General features: G+C 73.2%; 19 protein-coding genes and 1 tRNA gene. 14 read left to right on the top strand and 6 right to left on the bottom strand.

Annotated features, from left to right (window positions below; translation table 11 throughout):
• Positions 1 to 24 precede the first annotated feature (24 nt).
• Complete coding sequence (locus J3P32_RS08570) at positions 25 to 516, bottom strand: MarR family winged helix-turn-helix transcriptional regulator (protein ID WP_210439379.1); 492 nt, start codon at positions 514 to 516, stop codon at positions 25 to 27.
• Between the two features lie 88 nt (positions 517 to 604).
• On the opposite strand from J3P32_RS08570, the gene J3P32_RS08565 reads away from it, so the two are divergent.
• Positions 605 to 2,704: an MMPL family transporter gene (locus J3P32_RS08565; RefSeq protein ID WP_307861629.1), complete on the top strand. Its 2,100-nt coding sequence runs from the start codon at positions 605 to 607 to the stop codon at positions 2,702 to 2,704.
• Positions 2,705 to 2,865: 161 nt separating this feature from the next.
• On the opposite strand, the gene J3P32_RS08560 is transcribed toward J3P32_RS08565, so the two are convergent.
• A complete protein-coding gene (locus J3P32_RS08560) occupies positions 2,866 to 4,245 on the bottom strand; it encodes an NAD-dependent malic enzyme (RefSeq protein ID WP_210439377.1) in 1,380 nt (459 codons plus the stop codon).
• A 60-nt stretch (positions 4,246 to 4,305) separates the two neighbouring features.
• Between J3P32_RS08560 and J3P32_RS08555 the strand changes: the two genes are divergently transcribed.
• The 5 genes from J3P32_RS08555 to J3P32_RS08535 all read left to right on the top strand — a co-directional run bounded on the left by J3P32_RS08555 (position 4,306) and on the right by J3P32_RS08535 (position 7,463).
• Positions 4,306 to 4,587 (top strand): GNAT family N-acetyltransferase, encoded by a 282-nt coding sequence (locus tag J3P32_RS08555; protein ID WP_210439376.1) that lies wholly within the window; start codon positions 4,306 to 4,308, stop codon positions 4,585 to 4,587.
• A gap of 84 nt (positions 4,588 to 4,671) precedes the next feature.
• On the top strand, positions 4,672 to 5,244 hold the full coding sequence (locus tag J3P32_RS08550; protein ID WP_210439375.1) for a potassium channel family protein: 573 nt from the start codon (positions 4,672 to 4,674) through the stop codon (positions 5,242 to 5,244).
• Positions 5,241 to 5,627: a hypothetical protein gene (locus tag J3P32_RS08545; protein ID WP_210439374.1), complete on the top strand. Its 387-nt coding sequence runs from the start codon at positions 5,241 to 5,243 to the stop codon at positions 5,625 to 5,627. Before J3P32_RS08550 ends, J3P32_RS08545 begins: the two co-directional genes overlap by 4 nt.
• An 84-nt stretch (positions 5,628 to 5,711) precedes the next feature.
• The gene (locus tag J3P32_RS08540) at positions 5,712 to 6,170 is read left to right on the top strand and encodes a DUF350 domain-containing protein (RefSeq protein WP_210439373.1); all 459 of its coding nucleotides are present in this window, start codon (positions 5,712 to 5,714) and stop codon (positions 6,168 to 6,170) included.
• Between the two features lie 27 nt (positions 6,171 to 6,197).
• Positions 6,198 to 7,463 (top strand): glutathionylspermidine synthase family protein, encoded by a 1,266-nt coding sequence (locus J3P32_RS08535; RefSeq protein WP_210439372.1) that lies wholly within the window; start codon positions 6,198 to 6,200, stop codon positions 7,461 to 7,463.
• A gap of 70 nt (positions 7,464 to 7,533) precedes the next feature.
• Here the strand turns inward: J3P32_RS08535 and J3P32_RS08530 are convergent, their stop codons facing one another.
• The 3 genes from J3P32_RS08530 to J3P32_RS08520 form a co-directional block, all read right to left on the bottom strand.
• On the bottom strand, positions 7,534 to 8,010 hold the full coding sequence (locus tag J3P32_RS08530) for a glutathione peroxidase (RefSeq protein ID WP_210439371.1): 477 nt from the start codon (positions 8,008 to 8,010) through the stop codon (positions 7,534 to 7,536).
• A complete protein-coding gene (locus tag J3P32_RS08525; RefSeq protein WP_210439370.1) occupies positions 8,007 to 8,630 on the bottom strand; it encodes a nitroreductase family protein in 624 nt (207 codons plus the stop codon). The genes J3P32_RS08530 and J3P32_RS08525 overlap by 4 nt, the downstream gene beginning before the upstream one ends.
• Before the next feature lie 87 nt (positions 8,631 to 8,717).
• Positions 8,718 to 9,056 carry a hypothetical protein gene (locus J3P32_RS08520; RefSeq protein ID WP_210439369.1) on the bottom strand — a complete coding sequence of 113 codons (339 nt, stop codon included), beginning with the start codon at positions 9,054 to 9,056 and terminating at the stop codon, positions 8,718 to 8,720.
• Between the two features lie 105 nt (positions 9,057 to 9,161).
• On the opposite strand from J3P32_RS08520, the gene J3P32_RS08515 reads away from it, so the two are divergent.
• Entirely contained in the window at positions 9,162 to 11,354 is a 2,193-nt protein-coding gene (locus J3P32_RS08515; RefSeq protein ID WP_210439368.1) for a glycoside hydrolase family 15 protein, read from the top strand.
• A gap of 53 nt (positions 11,355 to 11,407) precedes the next feature.
• Here the strand turns inward: J3P32_RS08515 and J3P32_RS08510 are convergent.
• Positions 11,408 to 11,494, bottom strand: a tRNA-Leu gene (locus J3P32_RS08510).
• Positions 11,495 to 11,680: 186 nt separating this feature from the next.
• On the opposite strand from J3P32_RS08510, the gene J3P32_RS08505 reads away from it, so the two are divergent.
• The 7 genes from J3P32_RS08505 to pknB are packed head-to-tail and all read left to right on the top strand — an operon-like array spanning position 11,681 to position 20,438.
• Positions 11,681 to 12,397: an FhaA domain-containing protein gene (locus J3P32_RS08505; protein ID WP_210439367.1), complete on the top strand. Its 717-nt coding sequence runs from the start codon at positions 11,681 to 11,683 to the stop codon at positions 12,395 to 12,397.
• Positions 12,390 to 12,869 (top strand): FHA domain-containing protein FhaB/FipA, encoded by a 480-nt coding sequence (locus J3P32_RS08500; protein WP_210439366.1) that lies wholly within the window; start codon positions 12,390 to 12,392, stop codon positions 12,867 to 12,869. The genes J3P32_RS08505 and J3P32_RS08500 overlap by 8 nt, the downstream gene beginning before the upstream one ends.
• Complete coding sequence (locus J3P32_RS08495) at positions 12,869 to 14,110, top strand: PP2C family protein-serine/threonine phosphatase (protein ID WP_210439365.1); 1,242 nt, start codon at positions 12,869 to 12,871, stop codon at positions 14,108 to 14,110. The genes J3P32_RS08500 and J3P32_RS08495 overlap by 1 nt, the downstream gene beginning before the upstream one ends.
• Positions 14,111 to 14,120: 10 nt before the next feature.
• Positions 14,121 to 15,527 (top strand): FtsW/RodA/SpoVE family cell cycle protein, encoded by a 1,407-nt coding sequence (locus J3P32_RS08490; RefSeq protein ID WP_210439364.1) that lies wholly within the window; start codon positions 14,121 to 14,123, stop codon positions 15,525 to 15,527.
• Complete coding sequence (locus tag J3P32_RS08485) at positions 15,524 to 16,984, top strand: peptidoglycan D,D-transpeptidase FtsI family protein (protein ID WP_210439363.1); 1,461 nt, start codon at positions 15,524 to 15,526, stop codon at positions 16,982 to 16,984. The genes J3P32_RS08490 and J3P32_RS08485 overlap by 4 nt, the downstream gene beginning before the upstream one ends.
• Entirely contained in the window at positions 16,981 to 18,645 is a 1,665-nt protein-coding gene (locus tag J3P32_RS18455) for a serine/threonine protein kinase (protein ID WP_210439362.1), read from the top strand. The genes J3P32_RS08485 and J3P32_RS18455 overlap by 4 nt, the downstream gene beginning before the upstream one ends.
• A complete protein-coding gene (gene pknB / locus J3P32_RS08475) occupies positions 18,642 to 20,438 on the top strand; it encodes a Stk1 family PASTA domain-containing Ser/Thr kinase (RefSeq protein WP_210439361.1) in 1,797 nt (598 codons plus the stop codon). Before J3P32_RS18455 ends, pknB begins: the two co-directional genes overlap by 4 nt.
• Positions 20,439 to 20,444: the final 6 nt, after the last annotated feature.

Raw genomic sequence — 20,444 nt, 5'->3', positions numbered from 1 at the left:
CCCGATGATCGGGCGGTCCCGGGCTCAGGCCCGGGGCCGCCCGTCGTCGTCTGCGACGCCGGTCTCCAGCACCCGCTCGAACGCCGCAGCCGCTCCGCGCAGGTAGCGCTCCACGACCTCCCGCTCGCCATCGGTGAAGTCGCGGTCGAGCCGGTCGAGCGCGACGAACATCGGCAGCAGGTGCCTGACCACCTCCCGACGACCGGAGTCGGTGAGGACCAGCTGCGTACGCCGTCGGTCGGCGGCGTGCGGCCGGCGCTCGACGTGCCCCCGCGCGACCAGCCGGTCGACGATGCCCGTCGCCGCCGCCGTCGACACCTCCAGCCGCCGGGCGACCTCCGCCGGTCCGATCTGCTCGCGGCTGAGGTGCTCCAGGGTCACCAGCTCGGTGTCGCTGATCCCCGCGCGACGCGCCACGACGTGGTTGACCCGCGCGCCGATGGCGACCAGCTCGCGCAGGGCCTCGAGGGTCGCCGACGCATGCCAGCCCTCGGGCGGTCCGGACGGATCGGCCACGGCACCTCCTGCACTTGCGACGACGGGGCCTCGGTCGCTAACTTGCTTAGCAACCTGCTTCGCTAGCGACCTGATCCTAAGGATGCCCGTGCCCGGTCTCCACCCGCCCGCTCCCGCCCGGCTCGTCGCCGGCTGCCGTACGGCGTGGGTCGTCGCGCTCGTGCCCCTGCTCCTCGCCCTGGCGGCGATCCTCCTCGTGCCCGAGGGCGAGCACGAGGCACGGGCGAGCGACACCCTCCCTGCGGGAGCCGACAGCACGGCGGCGGTCGAGCTGGCCGGGCAGCTGCCCGACGACGAGGGACAGGTCGCGCTGGTGCTGTGGACCGCCGACGGCGAGCTGTCGGAGGCGGACGTCGAGGCGGTGACCGGCCAGGCCACCGCGCTGGTGCCCGCAGACGACCAGGACGCGGGTCAGGACGCGGGCCCGGACGCGGGCCGGGACGGGGGGCAGCCTCAGGGTCCCCCGCTGGTGGTCGCCGACGACGGCACCGCGGCGCTCGCGGTCGTGCCCGTGGCCTCGTCCTCCAACACCGACAACATCGACCAGGTGGAGGAGCTGCGCGACCGGCTGCGCGAGGACGTGCCGGACGAGCTCGCGGTGCAGGTCACCGGCCCGGCCGCGATCCAGGCCGACATCGGCCAGGTCTTCGACGGCGCCGACATCCGGCTGCTGGGTGCGACCGCGGCGGTGGTCGCCGTCCTGCTGATCATCACCTACCGGGGCCCGGTGCTCTGGCTGGTCCCCCTGGCCGTCGTCGGCATCGCCGACCGGTTCTCCGCCATCGCCGCCACCAACGTCCTCGAGCTGGCCGGACTGGCCTGGGACGAGTCGACCGTCGGCATCCTGAGCGTGCTGGTGTTCGGAGCGGGCACCGACTACGCGCTCCTGCTGATCTCGCGCTACCGCGACGAGCTGAAGACCACCGACTCGCGCCACGAGGCGATGGCGCACGCCCTCGCCCGCACCACCGAGGCCGTCCTCTCCAGCGCGACCACCGTCGTGCTGGGCCTGCTGACGCTGCTCCTCTCCGCGATCCCCACGACGCGCGGGCTCGGCGTCGCCTGTGCGGTGGGTGTGGTCGTCGCGGCGACGTTCGCCCTCGTCGTGCTCCCGGCCGCGCTGGTGCTCTTCGGCCGCTGGGTGTTCTGGCCGCGCGTCCCGCGCGTCGGCGACGCCGTGCTGGTCGATTCCCGGTCGCTGTGGCGCCGCGTCGGCGACGCCGTCGCCGGGCGCCCGCGCACCTTCGTCGTCGCCACCGTGGCCGGCCTGGCCGTCCTCGCGACCGGCACCCTCTCGATCTCCACCGGCCTCGACCCGGCCGACCAGTTCCTGCAGGAGCCCGAGGCGATCACGGCGGCGAAGCGGCTCGCCGAGTCGTTCCCCGCCGGCACGACCGACCCGGTCCAGGTCGTCACCCGCGCCGACCCCGAGCAGGTGCTCGCCGCCGTCGAGGGCGTCGAGGGCACGACCTCTGCGCGGATCACCTCGCGCGGCGACGGCGTCGCCCAGGTCGACGTCGTACCGGACGCGGAGCCCGGCAGCGACGCCGCCGAGGCGGTCGTGGCGGACATCCGCTCCGCGGTCGCCGACCTCGACGACACCCACGTCGGCGGCGGGGACGCCGAGGCCCTCGACGAGCAGGCCTACGCCGCCGACGACCGGCTGCTGATCCTGCCGCTGATCCTGCTGCTCGTGCTGGGTGCCCTCGTGCTGCTGCTGCGGTCGGTGCTGGCACCGGTCCTGCTCGTGGCGACGGTCGTGGCGACGTACGCCGCCAGCATGGGCGCCTCGTGGTGGCTGTTCCGCGGCGTCTTCGACTTCGCCGCGATGGACAGCGGCGTGCCGTTGCTGGCCTTCCTGTTCCTGGTCGCCCTGGGCGTGGACTACAACATCTTCCTCGTCACCCGCGCCCGCGAGGAGGCCGCCGAGCACGGGACCCGCACGGGGATGCTGCGCGCGCTGACCGCCACCGGCGGCGTCATCACCAGCGCGGGCATCCTGCTCGCGGCGGTCTTCGCCGTGCTGGGCGTGCTGCCGCTGGTGGTGCTGGCGCAGCTCGGCGCGATCATCTTCGTCGGCGTCCTGCTCGACACCCTCGTCGTCCGCACGGTGCTCGTCCCGGCGCTCGCGCTGACGCTCGGGGAGCGGTTCTGGTGGCCGCGGCGGGTGAGGCCTGCCGGGGGCTGAGGCGGGCGACGCGCGGATCCCCCGCTCAAGCGGGGGATCGTGAACTTCCGGTGGCGTGCAGACCCCCGGAAGTTCACGAAGACCCCTCGAAGTCCGGCCCCGTCCCGTCGCCCGGCCGCCGCCCGGCCGCCGCGCCACCCCCGCGTCCGCAGCGCCGGAGCTCAGCCCTCGCGACCGCTGATCGCCGAGGCCACCCGCTTGGTGACGTCGGGGTGGAAGACGCTCGGGATGATGAACGCCGGGTGCAGCTCCTCGGCGCTCACCGTGTCGGCGATCGCCTTGGCCGCGCGCAGCAGCATGTCGACGGTGACCTCGTCGGCGCCGGCGTCGAGCAGGCCGCGGAAGACGCCGGGGAAGGCCAGCACGTTGTTGATCTGGTTGGGGTAGTCCGAGCGGCCAGACGCGACGACGGCGGCGTACTTGTCGGCCTCGGCCGGGTCGACCTCCGGGTCGGGGTTCGCCAGCGCGAACACGACCGGCTTGGGGGCCATCGTCGGGATCCACTGCGGGTCGAGGATGCGCGGCGCGGAGACGCCGATGAAGACGTCGGCGTCGACGAGCACCTCCTGCAGCGACCCGGTCGCGCGCCGCGGGTTGGTGGCGGCCGCGAGCTCGGTGTGGGCGACCGACAGCGACCCGTCGCCGGCGGCGAGCGCACCCTCGCGGTCGACCACCACCACGTCGCGGGCACCGGCGGCGAGCAGCAGGGTGACGATGGCCGTGCCGGCGGCGCCGGCGCCGGACACCACGATGCGCACGTCGGTCAGCTGCTTCTCCACGCAGCGCAGCGCGTTGGTCAGGGCGGCCAGCACCACGATCGCGGTGCCGTGCTGGTCGTCGTGGAAGACCGGGATGTCGAGCGACTCACGCAGCCGCGCCTCGATCTCGAAGCAGCGCGGCGCTGCGATGTCCTCCAGGTTGATGCCCCCGAAGCCGGGCGCGATCATCTCGACGGCCTTCACGATCTCGTCGGTGTCCTGGCTGGCCAGGCAGATCGGCCAGGCGTCGATGTCGGCGAACCGCTTGAACAGCGCGGCCTTGCCCTCCATCACCGGCATCGCCGCTCCGGGGCCGATGTTGCCCAGGCCCAGGACCGCCGAGCCGTCGGTGACGACGGCGACGGAGTTGCCCTTGATCGTGAGCTTGCGGACGTCCTCGGGGTTGTCGTGGATCGCCATCGACACCCGGCCCACGCCCGGCGTGTAGGCCATCGACAGGTCGTCGCGGGTGCGCAGCGGCACCTTGGACGTGACCTCGATCTTGCCGCCGAGGTGGAGCAGGAACGTCCGGTCGCTGACCTTGTGGACCGTCACGCCCTCGACCTCGGACACCGCCGCCACGAGCTCCTGCGAGTGGCCGGCGTCGGCCGCCGAGCACGTCACGTCGACGGTCAGCCGGTCGTGGCGCGACTCCGTCACGTCGATGGCGGTCACCACGCCGCCGTTGTGCGCGATCGTGGTCGCGACGGCGCCGACGACGCTGTGGTCCGGGGCGGTGTACAACCGCATGGTGATCGAGTAGGACGACGCGGTTGCTGCCATGCCCCGACCCTCTCCCCCGGCGAGGGTTACGGGCAAGTCGGGTCGGTCTAGGCTCATGGTGTGGACACCGACTTCGTGGACAACCCGGAGAAGCACCGCTACGAGCTCCGCTCCGGCGACGAGCTCGTCGGCCTCCTCGCCTACCGGCTGGAGGGCGACGTCATCGACCTGGCGCACACCGAGGTGCCGGAGGCCTTCTCCGGCGAGGGCCACGCCGCCACGCTCGCCTCGTCGGCGCTCGACGACGCCCGCGCGCGCGGGCTGAGGGTCGTGCCCTCCTGCACCTACGTCGCGTCGTACGTCGAGAAGCACCCGGAGTACGCCGACCTCGTCGCCGGCTAGCCGCCGGCTGGCGTACGTTTGACGGGCGGCCCCGCGGGAAGACCTATAGTCGCCGCGACAGCGCGGGGGAACGGGGGTGCGTGCATGGCCGAGGTGGCCACCGACGTCGAGCAGGCCGATGCGAGCCTGGCCCGACGGCTCGGCTTCATCACCCGACCCGTCCGCACCCTCGTCAACGCGCCGCACCTGCTGGTGCTGGTCGTCCTCGGCACCTGGGTGGCGTGCTCGTTCGTGTACGCCCTGCTCGAGGACAAGGGCCCGATCGAGAGCCTCTGGTGGGGCATCGTCACCGGCTCGACTGTCGGCTACGGCGACTTCTACCCCTCCACCACCGCCGGCCGCGCGGTCGGCGCGATCCTGATCGTGTCGATGCTCGTGCTCGTCCCGATCGCCATCGGGCACGTGATCGCCAACCTCGTCTTCGACAAGGAGTCCCTCGCCGTCGCGACGGTCCTCGAGGACGTCCACGAGCGCATCGACCGGCTCGAGCACCTCACGCTCGCCTCGCTCGAGGCGCAGCACGGTCGCGAGTGGCTCGAGCAGCGGCTCGCCGAGCACGAGGCGGCCGACGCAGCCACGACCGACGTCGCCGAGCGGATGCTCGCGATGTTCAAGCCGAAGTTCGACGTCCAGGACCCGCCCGGAGGCACCCGATGACCACGCCCACCCGCCGCCGCATGCGGTCCACCAGCATCTCGCTGGGCATCACCGCGCTCATGGCCAGCAGCCTGACCGGGTGCTCGTCGAGCGCCGACTACGCCGCGGTCTGCGTCGACCCCGAGACCCAGGAGCGCGTCGACGACGACCAGTGCGACGACGACTCCGACTACAACGGCGTGGGCGGCGGCTTCTTCTGGTACTACCTCGGCGCCAGCTCGCGGATCCCCGCGATCGGCCAACCGGCCACGGGCGGCACGTTCCGCGGCAGCACCCTCAACGGCTCGGTGCAGCGCGGCGGCCTGCCGACCACCGGGGGATCCACCGTCAAGTCCGCCACCACCAAGGGCGGGTTCGGCGGCAGCTCCCGCGGCTTCGGCTGAGCACTGCCGCGTCGCCCGATCCCCCGGGACCCCGCCCGGCTCGCCCTCTCGTCCCGACTCCCGCCTGCCTCCCAGGAGACACCCGTGACCGACCTGATCAACGCCCTCCTCCACGCCGTCGCGTACGCCCTCGTCGGCGGCGCGATGCTCGTCGCGGCCTACTACGTCCTCGACCTGGCGACGCCGGGCCACCTAGGCACGCACCTGCGTGGCGTGGACGAGAACGGCAACGAGTCGGTGCACGCGCACTCGCGCGGCGCGGGCGTGGTCACCTCGGCCTGGCTCCTGTCCAACGCAGCGGTGCTCTTCACCGCCATCTGGACCAACGGGGAGACGTCGCTGGGTTGGGCGCTGGTGTGGACCGTGTGCTTCGGGGCTCTCGGCATCGCCCTCAACACCGCCATGTTCTTCGCCGTCGAGGCGATCACCCCGGGCAACCTGCGCCAGATCGTGACCGAGCCCGGCCCCGTGCGCCCACTGGCCCACGTCGCGGCCGCCGTCGCCCTCTCGGTCGGCGCCATCGTCTGCGCCAGCATCGCCTGACGGCCCGGACGAGCGGGAGGATCGGACATGTGGCGGCACCGGTCGCGGGCGCGTGAGGGCTGGCGCGACACCGTCGTGGAGCAGGGACTGGTCTTCCCGGTCACGAAGATGCCCGACGGCTCGGAGCTCCCGTACTGGAACGAGGACGCCTGGTACGAGGTGACCATGGAGGAGGTGGAGGCCCTCGAGGCCGCCACCGAGGAGCTGTGGGCGATGTGCCTGCAGGCCGTGACCCACATGGCCACGACGATGACCGACGAGCGGCTCGGGCTCCCGCCCGGCTCGCTGGCGGTCGTGCGCCGGTCCATCGAGGCCGGCGACCCTGCGCTCTACGCGCGCTTCGACCTGGCCTACGGCGCCGACGGGTCCATCAAGATGCTCGAGATCAACGGCGACACCCCCACCGGGCTCGTCGAGACCGGGATCATCCAGTGGAACTGGATGGAGGACGTCATGCCGGAGATGGACCAGTGGAACTCCGTCCACGACCGGCTGATCGCCGGCTGGCGCAAGCTGCGCCGCTCCGGGCACTTCGACGGCGACCGCCTGCACTTCCTCTACGACCTCGGCGAGGAGGACTCCTACGACGGCGGCGAGATGGAGATGACCGTCCACTACCTGATGGACACCGCCATCCAGGCCGGGTGGATCGCCCTCGCCCACCCCATGGCGGAGGTCGGGTGGAACCCCGACACCCGCGACTACCGGGACGTCCACGACGAGCCGCTGCGCAACGCCTTCAAGCTCTACGCGTGGGAGGAGATGCTCGCCGAGCCGTTCGGCCGCTACGTCGTCGACCAGCTGGAGTCGCGGCCGACGAAGTGGATCGAGCCGGCGTGGAAGGTGCTCCTCAGCACCAAGGCGCTGCTCCCGGTGCTGTGGGAGCTGTTCCCGCGCCACCGCCTGCTGCTGCCGGCGTACTTCGACGAGCCGCGCGAGCTCGAGCGCTGGGTCGCCAAGCCCCTGCACGGGCGGGAGGGCGACAACATCCGGATCCACCTCGACGACATGCTCGAGGACGTCGTCATGCCGGGCGGCTACGGCGCGGAGGGCTGGGTCTACCAGGCCTACACCGACCTCCCGAGCTTCGAGGGCAACCGCGTGGTGCTCGGGTCGTGGATCGTCGACGGCGAGGCGGCCGGGATGCTGGTGCGCGAGTCCGACGGGATGGTGACCGACTACTTCTCCCGCGTCGCGCCGCACGTGATCAGCGACGGCCTCGCGCCGTCCGAGGCGCAGGTGGCGCAGTGGCTGGCCGAGCGCGTCGGGCCGGACGCGCCCACCGTGTCCTGAGGCGTCACCGCACTCCGGTCGATGCCCTCAGGTCAGTGCACGCCGGGTCGCTGCTCGACCGGCTCGCGGGTCACAACGCCTTCTCGATGTCGCCGGCGATCTTGTCCGGCTCCGTGGTGGGGGCGTAGCGGTCGATGACCTGCCCGTCGCGGCCGATGAGGAACTTGGTGAAGTTCCACTTGATGGTGCTGCCGAGCATGCCGCCCCTCGACTCCTTGAGCCAGGTGTAGAGCGGGTGCTCGCCCTTCCCGTTGACCTCGACCTTGGCGAACAGCGGGAACGTCACGCCGAAGGTGCGCTCGCAGAACTCCGAGATCTCCGCCTCGTCCCCCGGCTCCTGGCCGCCGAACTGGTCGCACGGGAAGCCGAGCACGACGAGCCCCCGGTCGCCGTAGGCGTCCTGCAGCTGCTGCAGCCCCTTGTACTGGCCGGTGAAGCCGCACTGCGAGGCGGTGTTGACGACCAGCACGACCTTGCCGTCGTAGGCGGACAGGTCGGTGTCGGTGCCGTCGATGGCGACCGCCGAGAAGTCGGTGAGCGATGTCATGACGGCGAGTCTGCCACCCACGGCTCGCCGAACCGCCCGCCGAACGCCCACTCCTCCAGCGGTCTGCGCACGCGCTCGCGGTGGTCGCGCGCGGCGGTGCGCTCGTCCACCTGCGCCGGGTCCCCGGGCACTCCGACGGCGATGCCCGTCAGCACCCGGTGGGTGGGCGGCACGACCAGCGCGGCGGCGAGGGCGTCGTGGTCGAAGCCGGCGAACTGGTGGGCGAGCAGCCCCATCGCATGGGCCTGCAGCGTGAGGTGGGCGGCGGCCTGGCCCACGTCGTAGAGCGCGTGGTCGCTGTACGCCGGCGCGTCCGGCTCGGCACCCGTGCGCACGTGGGCGGCGGTGACGAAGACGACCGAGGCCCGTGGCACCCATCCGGAGTTGCCGCGGCTCAGGGTGGGGAGCAGCCGGTCGTGGTTGGCCGTGCCGCGCACGCACACGAAGAACAGCCACGGCTGGGTGTTGCCCTTGCTCGGCGCCCACTGTGCCGCCCGCAGCAGGGTCTCGATCTCGTGGTCGGCCAGCCGGTGCGCGTCGTCGTACACGCTCGTGCTCCAGCGGGACCGCATCGGCTCGGCGAGGCTCTCGGCGGTGTGCTGGGGAGCGCGGTCGGTCATCGGGCGAGTATGCCGAGCGCGGAGGATGGCCCTGCAGCCGGTGTCGTGGTGGGCGGACGTCGAGGTCCGCCCAGTCGACGGGTTCGGCTAGTCGTCCAGGGCGTCGAGCTCGGCCAACGCCGACTCCCAGCGCTCCCGGCGCTGGGAGTCGGTCTGCTCCCACCACGGGGTGCCACGCTCCCCGAGCCCGACCTTCGCGAGCTGCGTCCGGTGCCGGGTCGCCGCGAGCTCCACGTCGTCGCGCGCCGTGCGGACCCCGGAGCGGCCGCGGCCGAGGTGCGACTTCAGGCGGGCGAGCTCGGCGGCCGGGATGGCGGGGTCCGTGCGCCGCGACCGGCGGCCGTCGACGACGAGCCACCTCTCGTCGTCCGGCGCGTCGTCCGGCGCGACCGGCGATCCGTCGGGCGATCCGTCGGGCTGGGCCACCGGCCCAGTGTGACCGGCCGGCGCGCCGCCTCGTGCACCCGCCGGGGTGTGGCTGCCGCCCACCCGGAGGAGTACGACGGGAAGGAGTCGACCACGGAGGCACCCATGGCACTGCGCACCCTCGTCGGACCGACCGTCCTCGCGCTCGCGGTCACCGCCACCGCGCCCTCGCTCCCGGCAGCCGGCGCCCCCGCGGAGCGGCTCGTGCCGGAGCGCGGCGCGAAGAGCACCTGGACCGAGGCCGACAAGACCGGGTTCGGCACCGCCCGCACCCGCCGGAGCAACGTCTGGTTCACGCTGCAGGACGGCCGGGTCAGCGAGGTGTTCCACCCCGACCTCTCGACGCCGAGCACCCGTGCCCTCGAGCTCGCCGTCACCGACGGCTCGAGCTTCACCGACCGCGAGAGCCGCGACGTCGACGTGGTCACCACGCGCCCGGACGCGCGCAGCCTGCGCTTCCGGCAGGTCGGCACCGCGGCGTCCGGGAGGTACCGCATCACCAAGACCTTCGTCACCGACCCCCGTCGTGACGCCCTCGTGGTCCGGGTGCGCCTCGAGTCGCTCGACGGCGGGCGCTACCGGCTGTACGCCGTGCACGACCCGGCCCTGGCCAACTCCGGGATGGACGACTCCGGCCGCAGCACGGGGCGCGCGCTGGTGGCGACGGACGGGACCGAGCCGGTCGCGTCCGCGCTCGTCGCCCGGCCGCGCTTCGACCGCACGCGCACCGGGGTCCTGGGCCGCGACGACGGGTGGACCGACCTCGATGCCGACCACCGCCTCGACGACGGCAGGCGCGCGGCAGGTCCGGGCAACGTGGTCCAGACGGGCCGGGTCGCAGGCGTGACAGGCCGCCCGGGCAAGCAGCGCGCGACGCTCGTGCTGGGCTACGGCCGGACCGGTCGCGCGGCGGCCAGGGCGGCGTCGGCCGCGGTCCGCACCGGGGCGCGCACCACGGCCGCCCGCTACGACCGCGGCTGGCACCGCTACCTGCGCAGCCTCGAGGCGGTGCCCGCCAGCGCGCACGGCGTACGTCGCCAGTACCTCGCCTCCGCGCTCGTCCTGGCGGCCGCCGAGGACAAGCTCAACCCCGGCGCGCTGGTCGCCTCCCCCTCGGCGCCGTGGGTGTGGGGCGACGAGGTGAAGGACCTGTCCTCGCCCTCGGGCGCCTACCACCTGGTGTGGTCGCGCGACTCCTACCAGTTCGGCACCGCGCTCTGGGCGATGGGCGACAGGGCCGCGGCGCGGCGGTCCGTGGACTGGCTGTTCGAGGTGCAGCAGAAGCCCGACGGGTCGTTCCCGCAGAACTCCGACGTGGAGGGCACGCCCGTGTGGTCGGAGCTGCAGCTCGACGAGGTGGCGCTGCCCATCGTGCTGGCGCACCTCGTCGGCCGCGACGGGGCCCGGACGTGGCGGGGCGTGCGCCGGGCGGCCGACTTCCTCGTGCGGTTCCGCGACGAGGAGACCGGCCGCCGCGCGCCGTACTCGCCCCAGGAGCGCTGGGAGAACCAGGCGGGCTACTCGCCCAACTCGATCGCGACCCAGGTGGCCGGCCTGGTCTGCGCCGCCGACATCGCCCGCAAGAACGGCGACCGCCGCTCGGCGCGCCGCTGGCTGCGGGTCGCCGACCGGTGGCAGTCCCGGGTCAAGGACTGGACGGTCACCACCACCGGGCCGCTGTCCGAGGCGCCCTACTTCCTGCGCATCACCAAGGACGGCCGCCCCGACCGGGGCACCGAGTACGCCATCGGGGACGGCGGCCCCTCCGAGGTCGACCAGCGGCGGGTCGTGGACCCGAGCTTCCTCGACCTCGTCCGCCTCGGCCTGCTCCCGGCCGACGACGCGGACGTCGTCTCGACCCTCGCCGTGGTCGACGAGGACCTTCGCGTCGAGACGCCCAACGGGCCGTTCTGGCACCGCTTCAGCTTCGACGGCTACGGCGAGACCCGCGACGGCGGACAGTGGGAGATCACCGAGGACGACACCGGCACCACGCTCGGGCGCGCGTGGCCGCTGCTGACCGGCGAGCGCGGCGAGTACGCCGTCACCGCCGGCCAGGACGCGACGCCGTTCCTCGCCGCCATGGCCGCGGCCGCCGGCAGCAGCGACATGATCTCCGAGCAGGTCTGGGACGGCCGCCCGCCCACCGGCGAGGCGTGCTGCCCGCTCGGCGAGGGCACGCGGGCCGCGACCCCGCTGACCTGGTCGCACGCCGGGCTGGTGCGGCTGGCCTGGACGATCCAGCGCGGCACCCCCGTCGACCAGCCGGACGTGGTGGCGCGGCGCTACCTGCGGTGAGTCCGGCGAGACCACGAAGGCCCCGGAGGTCATCCGGGGCCTTCGTGCTCTGGTGGTGCGCGAGGGGGGAGTTGAACCCCCACGTCCTTTCGGACACACGGACCTGAACCGTGCGCGTCTGCCTATTCCGCCACTCGCGCCAGAAGCGGGCTCAGGCTACCCCACCCGCGAGGCGCGCTCCCAATCGGGCGACGCCACCCCTTCGGCGGGGCGGCACCGTCGCGCCATCGCGCCCGGCCGGTACGCTCGGCGGCACCGGCCGGGCGGTCCGTGAAGCCTGCCCACCACGACGGTGCGACCCGAGCGCGACGAGAGGAGGCCTGACGATGAACCCCCTGCAACGCTTCGAGCAGCGGCTCGAGACCGTCATCTCCGGGGTCTTCGCACGAGCCTTCCGCAGCGCCGTGCAGCCCGTGGAGATCGCCGCGGCGCTCCAGCGCGAGTGCGACAACAACGCGCAGGTGCTCAGCCGCCAGCGCCGACTGGTGCCCAACGACTTCCACGTCGAGCTGTCGGCCACCGACCTCGACCGCATCGTCGGCCTCGGTCGCGCGCTCGAGCAGGACCTCGTCGACCAGCTGCAGGACCACGCCGACGCGCAGGGCTACGTGTTCACCGGCCCGATCTCGATCGCCTTCGAGTCCGCCGACGACCTCACCACCGGCCGCTTCCGGATCCGCAGCAAGGCCCAGGCCAGCGTCACCGACAACGACCACCGCACGCGGACCCGCTCCTCCCACGCCACGCTCGAGGTCAACGGCACCCGCCACCCGCTCCGGCCGCCGGGCCTGGTGATCGGCCGCGGCACCGAGGCCGACCTGCGCATCAACGACCCCGGTGTCAGCCGGCGCCACCTCGAGCTCGAGGTGAGCATCGACGGCGTCGAGGCGGTCGACCTCGGCTCGACCAACGGCATCCTGGTCGACGGCACGAAGGTCACGCGGGCCCGGCTGCGCGACGGGTCCACCATCCGCATCGGGCACACCGACATGACGGTCCGCATCGACGGCGGTCGCGACGAGGCCGGGGGCTGGAATGTCTGAGCTGACCCTCTTCCTGATCCGCGTGGCCTTCCTCGCGATCCTCTGGATCTTCGTGCTCTCGGCGATCTCGGTGATCCGCTCCGACATGTTCGGCGCGCGCGTCCCGGAGACCGCCCGCGGCGGCGCCCCGGCGCCGACGAGCCGCAAGGGCAACGGCAAGCCCCGCAAGCCGCGCCGCGGCGCGCCGACCCACCTGCTCGTGGTCGAGGGCGAGAACTCCGGCGTCCGTGCGGAGCTCGCCGACGCACCGCTGCTCATCGGCCGCGGCAGCGACGCGGCGATCAAGCTCGACGACGACTACGTCTCCACCCGCCACGCCCGGGTCGCCGCCTCCGGCGACGAGTGGTTCGTGGAGGACCTCGGCTCCACCAACGGCACCTACGTCGGCCCCGTCCGGATCACCCAGCCCACCACCATCGGCCTCGGCGTCCAGGTCCGCGTCGGCAAGACGATCCTGGAGCTGCGGAAGTGATGTACCTCCACTACTCCGCGATCTCCGACGTCGGACGCGTGCGGCGCGAGAACCAGGACAGCGGGTACGCCGGGCCCTGGCTGCTCACCGTGTGCGACGGCGTGGGCGGCGCCGTGCGCGGCGACCTCGCCTCGAGCACGGCCGTGCAGGCGCTGCGCAAGCTCGACCAGCAGCCCGACGAGGACCTCCTCGGGCAGGTGGCCGGCGCCGTGCACCGCGCCGACGACCGGATCGCCGAGCTCGTGGAGGAGGACCCCGACCTCAACGGCACCTCGACCACCGCGACCGTCGCCCTCTTCGACGGGAGCCGCTTCGGCATCGGCCACATCGGCGACAGCCGCGCCTACCTCTACCGCCGCGGCGAGCTGCGCCAGCTCACCCACGACCACACGTTCGTCCAGTCGCTGATCGACGAGGGGCGCATCACCGAGGAGCAGTCGCGGACCCACCCGCACCGCAACCTCATCCTCAAGGCCCTCGACGGCGTGCGCCACGAGGAGCCCGACCTCTTCGAGCTGCCCGCCGAGCCCGGGGACCGCATCTTCATCTGCAGCGACGGCGCCTGCGGCACGCTGAGCCACGAGCGCATGGCCGACATCCTCGGCAGCGGCACCCCCGACTTCGCCGCGGTGGAGCTCGTCCGCGCGAGCCTCGAGGCCGGCAGCACCGACAACGTCACCTGCGTCGTCGCCGACGTCCTCGAGGAGCCGCCACCGGAGGAGCTGGCCCCGCTCCTCGTCGGCGCGGCGGCCGACCTGCCGCGGCGGATGCCGCTGAGCGGCGCCGTCGGCGGGCTGTTCCGCGGTCACCGGTCCGGCGACACCGGCGAGATCGCGCCGGTGCCCGACGACCTGCCTCCCGGCGCCTACGTCGCCGACCCGATCGACCCGGAGACGGTGCGCTACGCCCCGCGCGACCCCGGCCGCCACGCCTGGCTGCGCCGGCTGCTGGCCGCCGTCGTGGTGCTCGGGCTGGCCTGGGTCGTGCTGGCCGCCGGCTGGTCGTGGAGCCAGCAGCAGTTCTACGTCGCCGAGCACGACGGCAAGGTCGCGATCTTCCGTGGCATCGACGCCTCGCTGCCCGGGATCTCCCTGTCCCACCCCTTCGAGGTGACCGACGTCGAGCTGACCCAGCTCAGCGACATCGACGCCGAGACGGTGCGCGAGGGCATCGAGGCCGACGACCTCGACGACGCACGGCTGACGGTGGACAACTACGCCGCGTGGCAGGAAGTCGACTGACGGGCCCTCGATGAGTCAGACCGGGACCCTCATGGGCTTCGTGCACCGGCGCCGCCGGGGTGCGGAGCTGTTCCTGCTCGTGCTGGCGCTGGTGGTCGGCATCGGTGCCTACGCCGCCGTCGGCCTCGGCGTCGAGGGCGTCGTGCCGGCGGACCTCGTCGGCTACGGCGGCTGGCTGACCGCGCTGATCGTCGCCGCCCACGTCACCGTCCGCCTCGTCGCGCCGTACGCCGACCCCGTCCTGCTGCCGCTCGTCGCCGCGCTCAACGGCCTCGGGCTGGCGATCCTGCGCCGGCTCGACCTCACCTACGAGGCCAACGGCTTCGACCAGCACACCTTCGCGCGCCAGCAGCTGACCTGGATGACGCTCGGCGTGATCCTCTTCGTCGCCACGCTCTTCCTGCTGCGCGACCACCGCTCGCTGCAGCGGCTGACCTACACCTCCGGCCTGGCCGGCATCGTGCTGCTGGTCCTGCCGTTCCTGCCGGTCATCGGCAGCGCGAAGAACGGCGCGAAGATCTGGATCTACGTCGCCGGCTTCAGCTTCCAGCCCGGCGAGGTGGCCAAGGTCCTGCTGGTGATCGCGTTCGCCGGCTACCTCGTCCTGCACCGCGACGCCCTCGCGCTCGCGGGCCGACGGGTGCTCTTCGTCGACCTCCCGCGCGGGCGCGACCTCGGGCCGATCCTGGCCATGTTCGGCATCTCGATGATGATCCTCGTCGCGCAGAACGACCTCGGGTCCTCGCTCCTGTTCTTCGGCCTGTTCCTGGTGATGCTCTACGTCGCCACCGAGCGCGCCGGCTGGCTGGTCGTGGGCGGGCTGCTCTTCACCGGCGGCGCGCTCGCGGCGTACACCTTCGTCGGCAACGTGCAGAACCGCTTCAACTTCTGGCTGCACCCCTTCGAGTACTACGAGGCCAGCCCCGGCAGCGGACAGCTGGTCGAGGCGCTCTTCGGGATGGGGTGGGGCGGCCTGATCGGCCGCGGCCTCGGCAACGGCTTCCCCGAGCGGGTGCCGTTCGCCTACTCCGACTTCATCCTGTCCACCATCGGCGAGGAGCTCGGCCTGACCGCCGTGATGGCGATCGTCCTGTGCTACGGCCTGATCGTGGAGCGCGCGCTGCGGATCGCGCTCATCTCGCGCGACGGCTTCGGCAAGCTCATGGCCGTCGGCCTCGCGGCGATCATCGCGCTGCAGGTCTTCGTCGTCATCGGCGGCGTCACCGGGCTCATCCCCCTGACCGGCCTCACCACTCCCTTCCTCTCCTACGGCGGCTCGTCGCTCGTGGCCAACTGGGTGGTCGTCGCGCTGCTGCTGCGCATCTCCGACCAGGCGCGCCGTCCTGCGCCGCGGCTGGACCCGGTGGACGACTCCGTCGCCGACAGCGAGAGCACCCAGGTGGTGAAGCTCCGGTGAACAAGCCCATCCGCGTCGTCTCGGTGTTCTGCCTGGTCCTCTTCCTCGCGCTGCTCGTCAACGCCACCTACCTGATGTACGTCCGCGCCGACGACCTGTCCGACGACCCGCGCAACCGGCGCGTGATCACCGCGACGTACTCCCGCGAGCGGGGCGCGATCCTGGTCGGCAAGGAGGCGATCGCGCGCAGCGTCCCCTCCGACGACAGGTACAAGTTCCAGCGCACCTACTCCGAGCCGTTCAAGTACGCCCCCGTGACCGGCTACTTCGCGTTCTTCAGCCAGACCGGGGTGGAGCGCTCGCAGAACTCCGTGCTCGCCGGCGACGACTCCCGGCTGTTCGTCACCCGGCTCGTCGACATGCTCAGCAACGGCGACCCCAAGGGCGGCAACGTCCAGCTGACCCTCGACGCAGCCGCGCAGGACGCCGCGTGGGCGGGGCTGGAGAACCTCCCCGGCGACGCCCAGGGCGCGGTCGTCGCGCTGGAGCCCACGACCGGCCGGGTTCTGGCGATGGCCTCGACGCCGACCTTCGACCCCAACAACCTCGCCTCCCACGACTTCGGCGCGGTGGCCGACCTCAGCGAGCAGCTCAACGCGGACCCGCGCCAGCCGCTCGTCAACCGTGCGATCGGCACGACGCTGCCGCCCGGCTCGACCTTCAAGCTGGTCACCGCGGCCGCCGCCATCGAGTCGGGCAACTACGACGCGGACTCGATGGTCCCCGGCGGCTTCCGGTACAAGCTGCCGCAGTCCAGCACCACGATCGGCAACCACGACGGCGGCGACTGCGGCGGGCGGCGCATCACGATGACCCAGGCGATGGAGGTCTCGTGCAACGTCACCTTCCTCACCCTGGCCAACGAGCTCGGCACCGAGGCGATGGCCGACCAGGCCGAGGCGTTCGGCTTCAACGACACCTCGCTCGAGGACCTCGGCGGGCAGGCGGAGTCGCTCTACCCCCGCGACATGGACGCGCCGCAGACCGCGATGTCCGGGATCGGCCAGTCCAACGTCACCGCCACGCCGCTGCAGATGGCCATGGTCGCCGCGGCGATCGCCAACGACGGCGACGTCATGCGCCCCTACGTCGTCGACGAGGTCCGCGCACCCAACCTGTCGGTGCTCGACCGCACCGACCCCCAGAGCATCAGCAAGGCGATGTCGAGCACCACCGCCGACGAGCTCACCAAGATGCTCGTGGCCACCGTCGAGACCGGAACCGCGACGCCCGCCCAGATCCCGGGTGTCGAGGTGGCGGGCAAGACCGGCACCGCGCAGTCCACCGCCGACCGCCCGCCGTACGCGTGGTTCGTCTCCTTCGCACCGGCCGACGACCCGAAGGTCGCCGTCGCCGTCCTCGTGCAGTCCAGCGACACCTCGCGCGACGAGATCGCCGGCGGCCTCCTCGGCGGTCCGATCGCCAAGGCGGTCATGGAGGCGGTGATCAACCCGTGAGCGCGCTCGCCCCGGGCAATCCCGTCGACGACGCCCGCCGCTACGTCCTCGAGGCCCGCATCGCCACCGGCGGCATGGGCGAGGTGTGGGCGGCGCGCGACACCGTGCTCGACCGGCCGGTCGCGGTCAAGGTGCTCAAGCCGGAGTACGCCGACGACGCGCTCTTCCGCAGCCGCTTCGAGACCGAGGCGCGGCACGCCGCCGCCCTGCACCACCCCGGTATCGCCGCGGTCTTCGACTACGGCCAGAGCACCGCCGACGACGGCTCGTCGGCCCCGCGTCCCTACCTGGTCATGGAGCTCGTCGAGGGGCAGCCGCTCTCCGCGCTGCTGCGCCCGGGTGCGCCGCTCGACCCGGCCGCCGCCCAGCTGCTGCTCGCCCAGGCGGCCGACGCGCTGGGCGTCGCGCACGCGGCCGGCATCGTGCACCGCGACGTGAAGCCGGCGAACCTGCTCGTGACCCCCGACCGGCAGGTGAAGGTCACCGACTTCGGCATCGCCCGGGCCGCCGAGGGGATGGCGCTCACCGAGACCGGACAGGTGCTCGGCACGCCCGCGTACATCTCACCGGAGCAGGCCGAGGGCCGCACTGCCACCCCGGCGTCCGACGTCTACTCCCTCGGTGTCGTCGCCTTCGAGTGCCTGGCCGGCCGCAAGCCCTTCGCCGCCGACACCCCGGTCGCCACCGCCGTCGCGCACCTGCGCGACCCGGTCCCCGAGCTCCCCGGCACGGTGCCCCCCGACCTGGCCGCGGTCGTCCGCCGAGCCCTGGCGAAGTCCCCCGACGACCGGTTCCGCGACGGGGCCGCGTTCGCGGCGGCCCTGCGGGACCCCGCGACGGCCGGTCCGGCGGGCGAGTCCACCGTCGTGGCACCGGCGGCCGCTCCGGGCGGGTCCACGACGCAGGTCATGCCCGCCGCCGCGCCTGTGCCGGCCGCCGCGCCCGCCCCGCCGCCCGCGCGCCCGACGCCGGCACCGGAGCGCCGCGAGAGCCGGCGGACGACCCCCTGGCCCCTGCTCATCGGGCTGGTCGCGGTGCTCGCCGCCGTGCTGCTGGCGTTCTGGCTGGGCACCCGCGACGACGCGCCCACCGGGTCGGGGACCGCCGATCCGAGCACGACGCAGGACCGGTCGCCGTCGCCGACCGACACCCCGACGCAGGACCCGAGCAGCCCGACGCCGACCGAGGCGCCCACGCAGACCCCCACCGAGACCCCCACTGAGACGCCGACCGAGACCGAGCCGGAGACCGTCGAGGTCGACCCGGCGGCCTACGTCGGGCGTGACCACAAGGACGTGACCCGCGAGCTGGAGGAGCTGGGGCTCACCGTCACCGAGCAGGAGGTCGAGAACGCGGGTGACGTCGGCGAGGGGCTGGTGACCTCGGTCGACCCGAGCGGCAGCGTGCCCGTCGGCGAGACCGTCGTGGTGACCTACGCCGGCAAGCAGCCCGGCGGCGAGGGCCAGGGCAACGGCCAGGGCAACGGCCAGGGCAACGGCGTGGGCAACGGTCTCGGCAACGGGGAGGGCGTCGGCAACGGGCAGGGACCCGACGGCCAGGGGGCGCCCGGCCGCTCGGACGGCGCGGGGGACGTTGAGGGCGTGGAGGGCGTGGAGGGCGTGGACGCGGGGGACGGCAACGAGGAGGGCAGCGAGGGATGACGCAGTCGGACCCGACCCTGATCGGGGGCCGCTACCAGCTCGGGGAGCTGCTGGGCCGGGGCGGCATGGCCGAGGTGCGCAAGGGCAAGGACCTGCGGCTCGGCAGGACCGTCGCCGTCAAGCGCCTGCGCACCGACCTCGCCAGCGACGCGACCTTCCAGGCCCGGTTCCGCCGCGAGGCCCAGTCGTCGGCGTCGCTGAACCACCCGGCGATCGTGTCGACGTACGACACCGGCGAGGAGATGGCGACCGACGGGACGGGCGTCGCCCAGCCCTACATCGTGATGGAGTGCGTCGAGGGACGCACCCTGCGCGACATCCTGCGCGAGGGCCGCAAGATCCTGCCCGAGCGGGCCCTGGAGATCACCGCGGGCGTGCTCTCGGCGCTCGACTACAGCCACCGCGCCGGCATCATCCACCGCGACATCAAGCCGGGCAACGTCATGCTGACGCCGTCGGGCGACGTCAAGGTCATGGACTTCGGCATCGCGCGGGCGATCTCCGACGCCTCCTCGACGATGACCCAGACCGCCGCCGTCGTGGGCACGGCGCAGTACCTGTCCCCGGAGCAGGCCCGGGGCGAGACCGTGGACTCGCGGTCCGACGTCTACTCGACCGGCTGCCTGCTCTACGAGCTCCTCACCGGGCGGCCGCCCTTCGTCGGGGACAGCCCCGTCGCGGTGGCGTACCAGCACGTCCGTGAGCCGGCGGCGCCGCCGTCGGACCTCGACGACGAGCTCGACGCCGAGATCGACGCGATCGTGATGAAGTCCCTCGCCAAGCGCGTGGAGGACCGCTACCAGAGCGCCGCGGCGATGAAGGCCGACATCGAGCGCTACCTTGCCGGTCACCCGATCCAGGCTCCGGCCGTGGTGCCGCCGCCGGCCGACACGCAGTACGTGCCGCCCGTGCTGCCGCCGGACGCGACGAGCGCCCTGGGCGCGGCCCCGCCGCCGCACCGCGACGAGCCGTCGCGACGCCGCACCGCCTGGTGGGTGCTGGCCGGCATCCTCGTGGTCGCGCTGCTCGCGGGTGGCGCGTACGTCCTCAACGGGGTGCTGTTCGAGGAGGCTCCGCAGCGCGACCCCGTGCCCAACGTCGTCGGCATGACCGAGGACGACGCGAGGCTCGCGATCGTCGACGCCGGCTTCCGGGTGGGCCGCGTCGACCGGGAGACCTCCGAGACCGTCGAGGCCGACACGGTGATCGAGCAGGACCCCAACCGTGACGTGTTCGCCGAGCCGGGCAGCGCGATCGACTTCGTGCTGTCGCTCGGCCGCCCCGAGGTCGAGGTGCCCTACGTGGTGGGCACGATGCGCAAGGACGCCCGGGCCGCGATGCTCGAGCAGAACCTCCGGGTCCGGTTCCAGCAGGAGGACGCCGACGCACCGCGCAACCAGGTGCTCAGCACCAACCCCCCGGCCGGCACGCCGCTCGCCGAGGGCACGTTGGTCACGATCGTCTTCTCCGACGGTCCCGAGCAGGTGCCCGACGTCCGCGGGTTGACGCAGCGCGAGGCCGAGCGCGCGATCCGCGCCGTGGGCTTCGTGCCGGACGTGCGCACCGACCCTGCGTCGACCGAGCCGAAGGGCACCGTCGTGGACCAGATCCCTGTCGGCGGCACCGCCGACCAGGGCAGCACCGTCACGATCTTCGTCTCGGTGTTCGAGGAGCCCGAGCCGCCGACCGAGCCGCCGACCGAGACCCCCACGGAGACCCCGACCGAGACGCCGACGGAGGTCCCCACCGAGACGCCCACCGAGACCCCGACGACCGCACCGCGGCGGCCCTGAGGGCTC

The sequence above is a fragment of the Nocardioides xinjiangensis genome, from assembly GCF_017916385.1.
In the GTDB taxonomy this organism is placed as follows: domain Bacteria; phylum Actinomycetota; class Actinomycetes; order Propionibacteriales; family Nocardioidaceae; genus Nocardioides; species Nocardioides xinjiangensis.
This window is presented reverse-complemented; position numbering and strand designations above follow the sequence as displayed.

Bases quoted from the DNA above. Each gene is read 5' to 3' on its own strand.
- J3P32_RS08560 (WP_210439377.1), bottom strand. From the start codon at position 4,245: ATGGCAGCAACCGCGTCGTCCTACTCGATCACCATGCGGTTGTACACC.
- J3P32_RS08550 (WP_210439375.1), top strand. From the start codon at position 4,672: ATGGCCGAGGTGGCCACCGACGTCGAGCAGGCCGATGCGAGCCTGGCC.
- J3P32_RS08545 (WP_210439374.1), top strand. From the start codon at position 5,241: ATGACCACGCCCACCCGCCGCCGCATGCGGTCCACCAGCATCTCGCTG.
- J3P32_RS08535 (WP_210439372.1), top strand. From the start codon at position 6,198: ATGTGGCGGCACCGGTCGCGGGCGCGTGAGGGCTGGCGCGACACCGTC.
- J3P32_RS08530 (WP_210439371.1), bottom strand. From the start codon at position 8,010: ATGACATCGCTCACCGACTTCTCGGCGGTCGCCATCGACGGCACCGAC.
- J3P32_RS08525 (WP_210439370.1), bottom strand. From the start codon at position 8,630: ATGACCGACCGCGCTCCCCAGCACACCGCCGAGAGCCTCGCCGAGCCG.
- J3P32_RS08515 (WP_210439368.1), top strand. From the start codon at position 9,162: ATGGCACTGCGCACCCTCGTCGGACCGACCGTCCTCGCGCTCGCGGTC.
- J3P32_RS08505 (WP_210439367.1), top strand. From the start codon at position 11,681: ATGAACCCCCTGCAACGCTTCGAGCAGCGGCTCGAGACCGTCATCTCC.
- J3P32_RS08500 (WP_210439366.1), top strand. From the start codon at position 12,390: ATGTCTGAGCTGACCCTCTTCCTGATCCGCGTGGCCTTCCTCGCGATC.
- J3P32_RS08495 (WP_210439365.1), top strand. From the start codon at position 12,869: ATGTACCTCCACTACTCCGCGATCTCCGACGTCGGACGCGTGCGGCGC.
- J3P32_RS08490 (WP_210439364.1), top strand. From the start codon at position 14,121: ATGAGTCAGACCGGGACCCTCATGGGCTTCGTGCACCGGCGCCGCCGG.
- pknB (WP_210439361.1), top strand. From the start codon at position 18,642: ATGACGCAGTCGGACCCGACCCTGATCGGGGGCCGCTACCAGCTCGGG.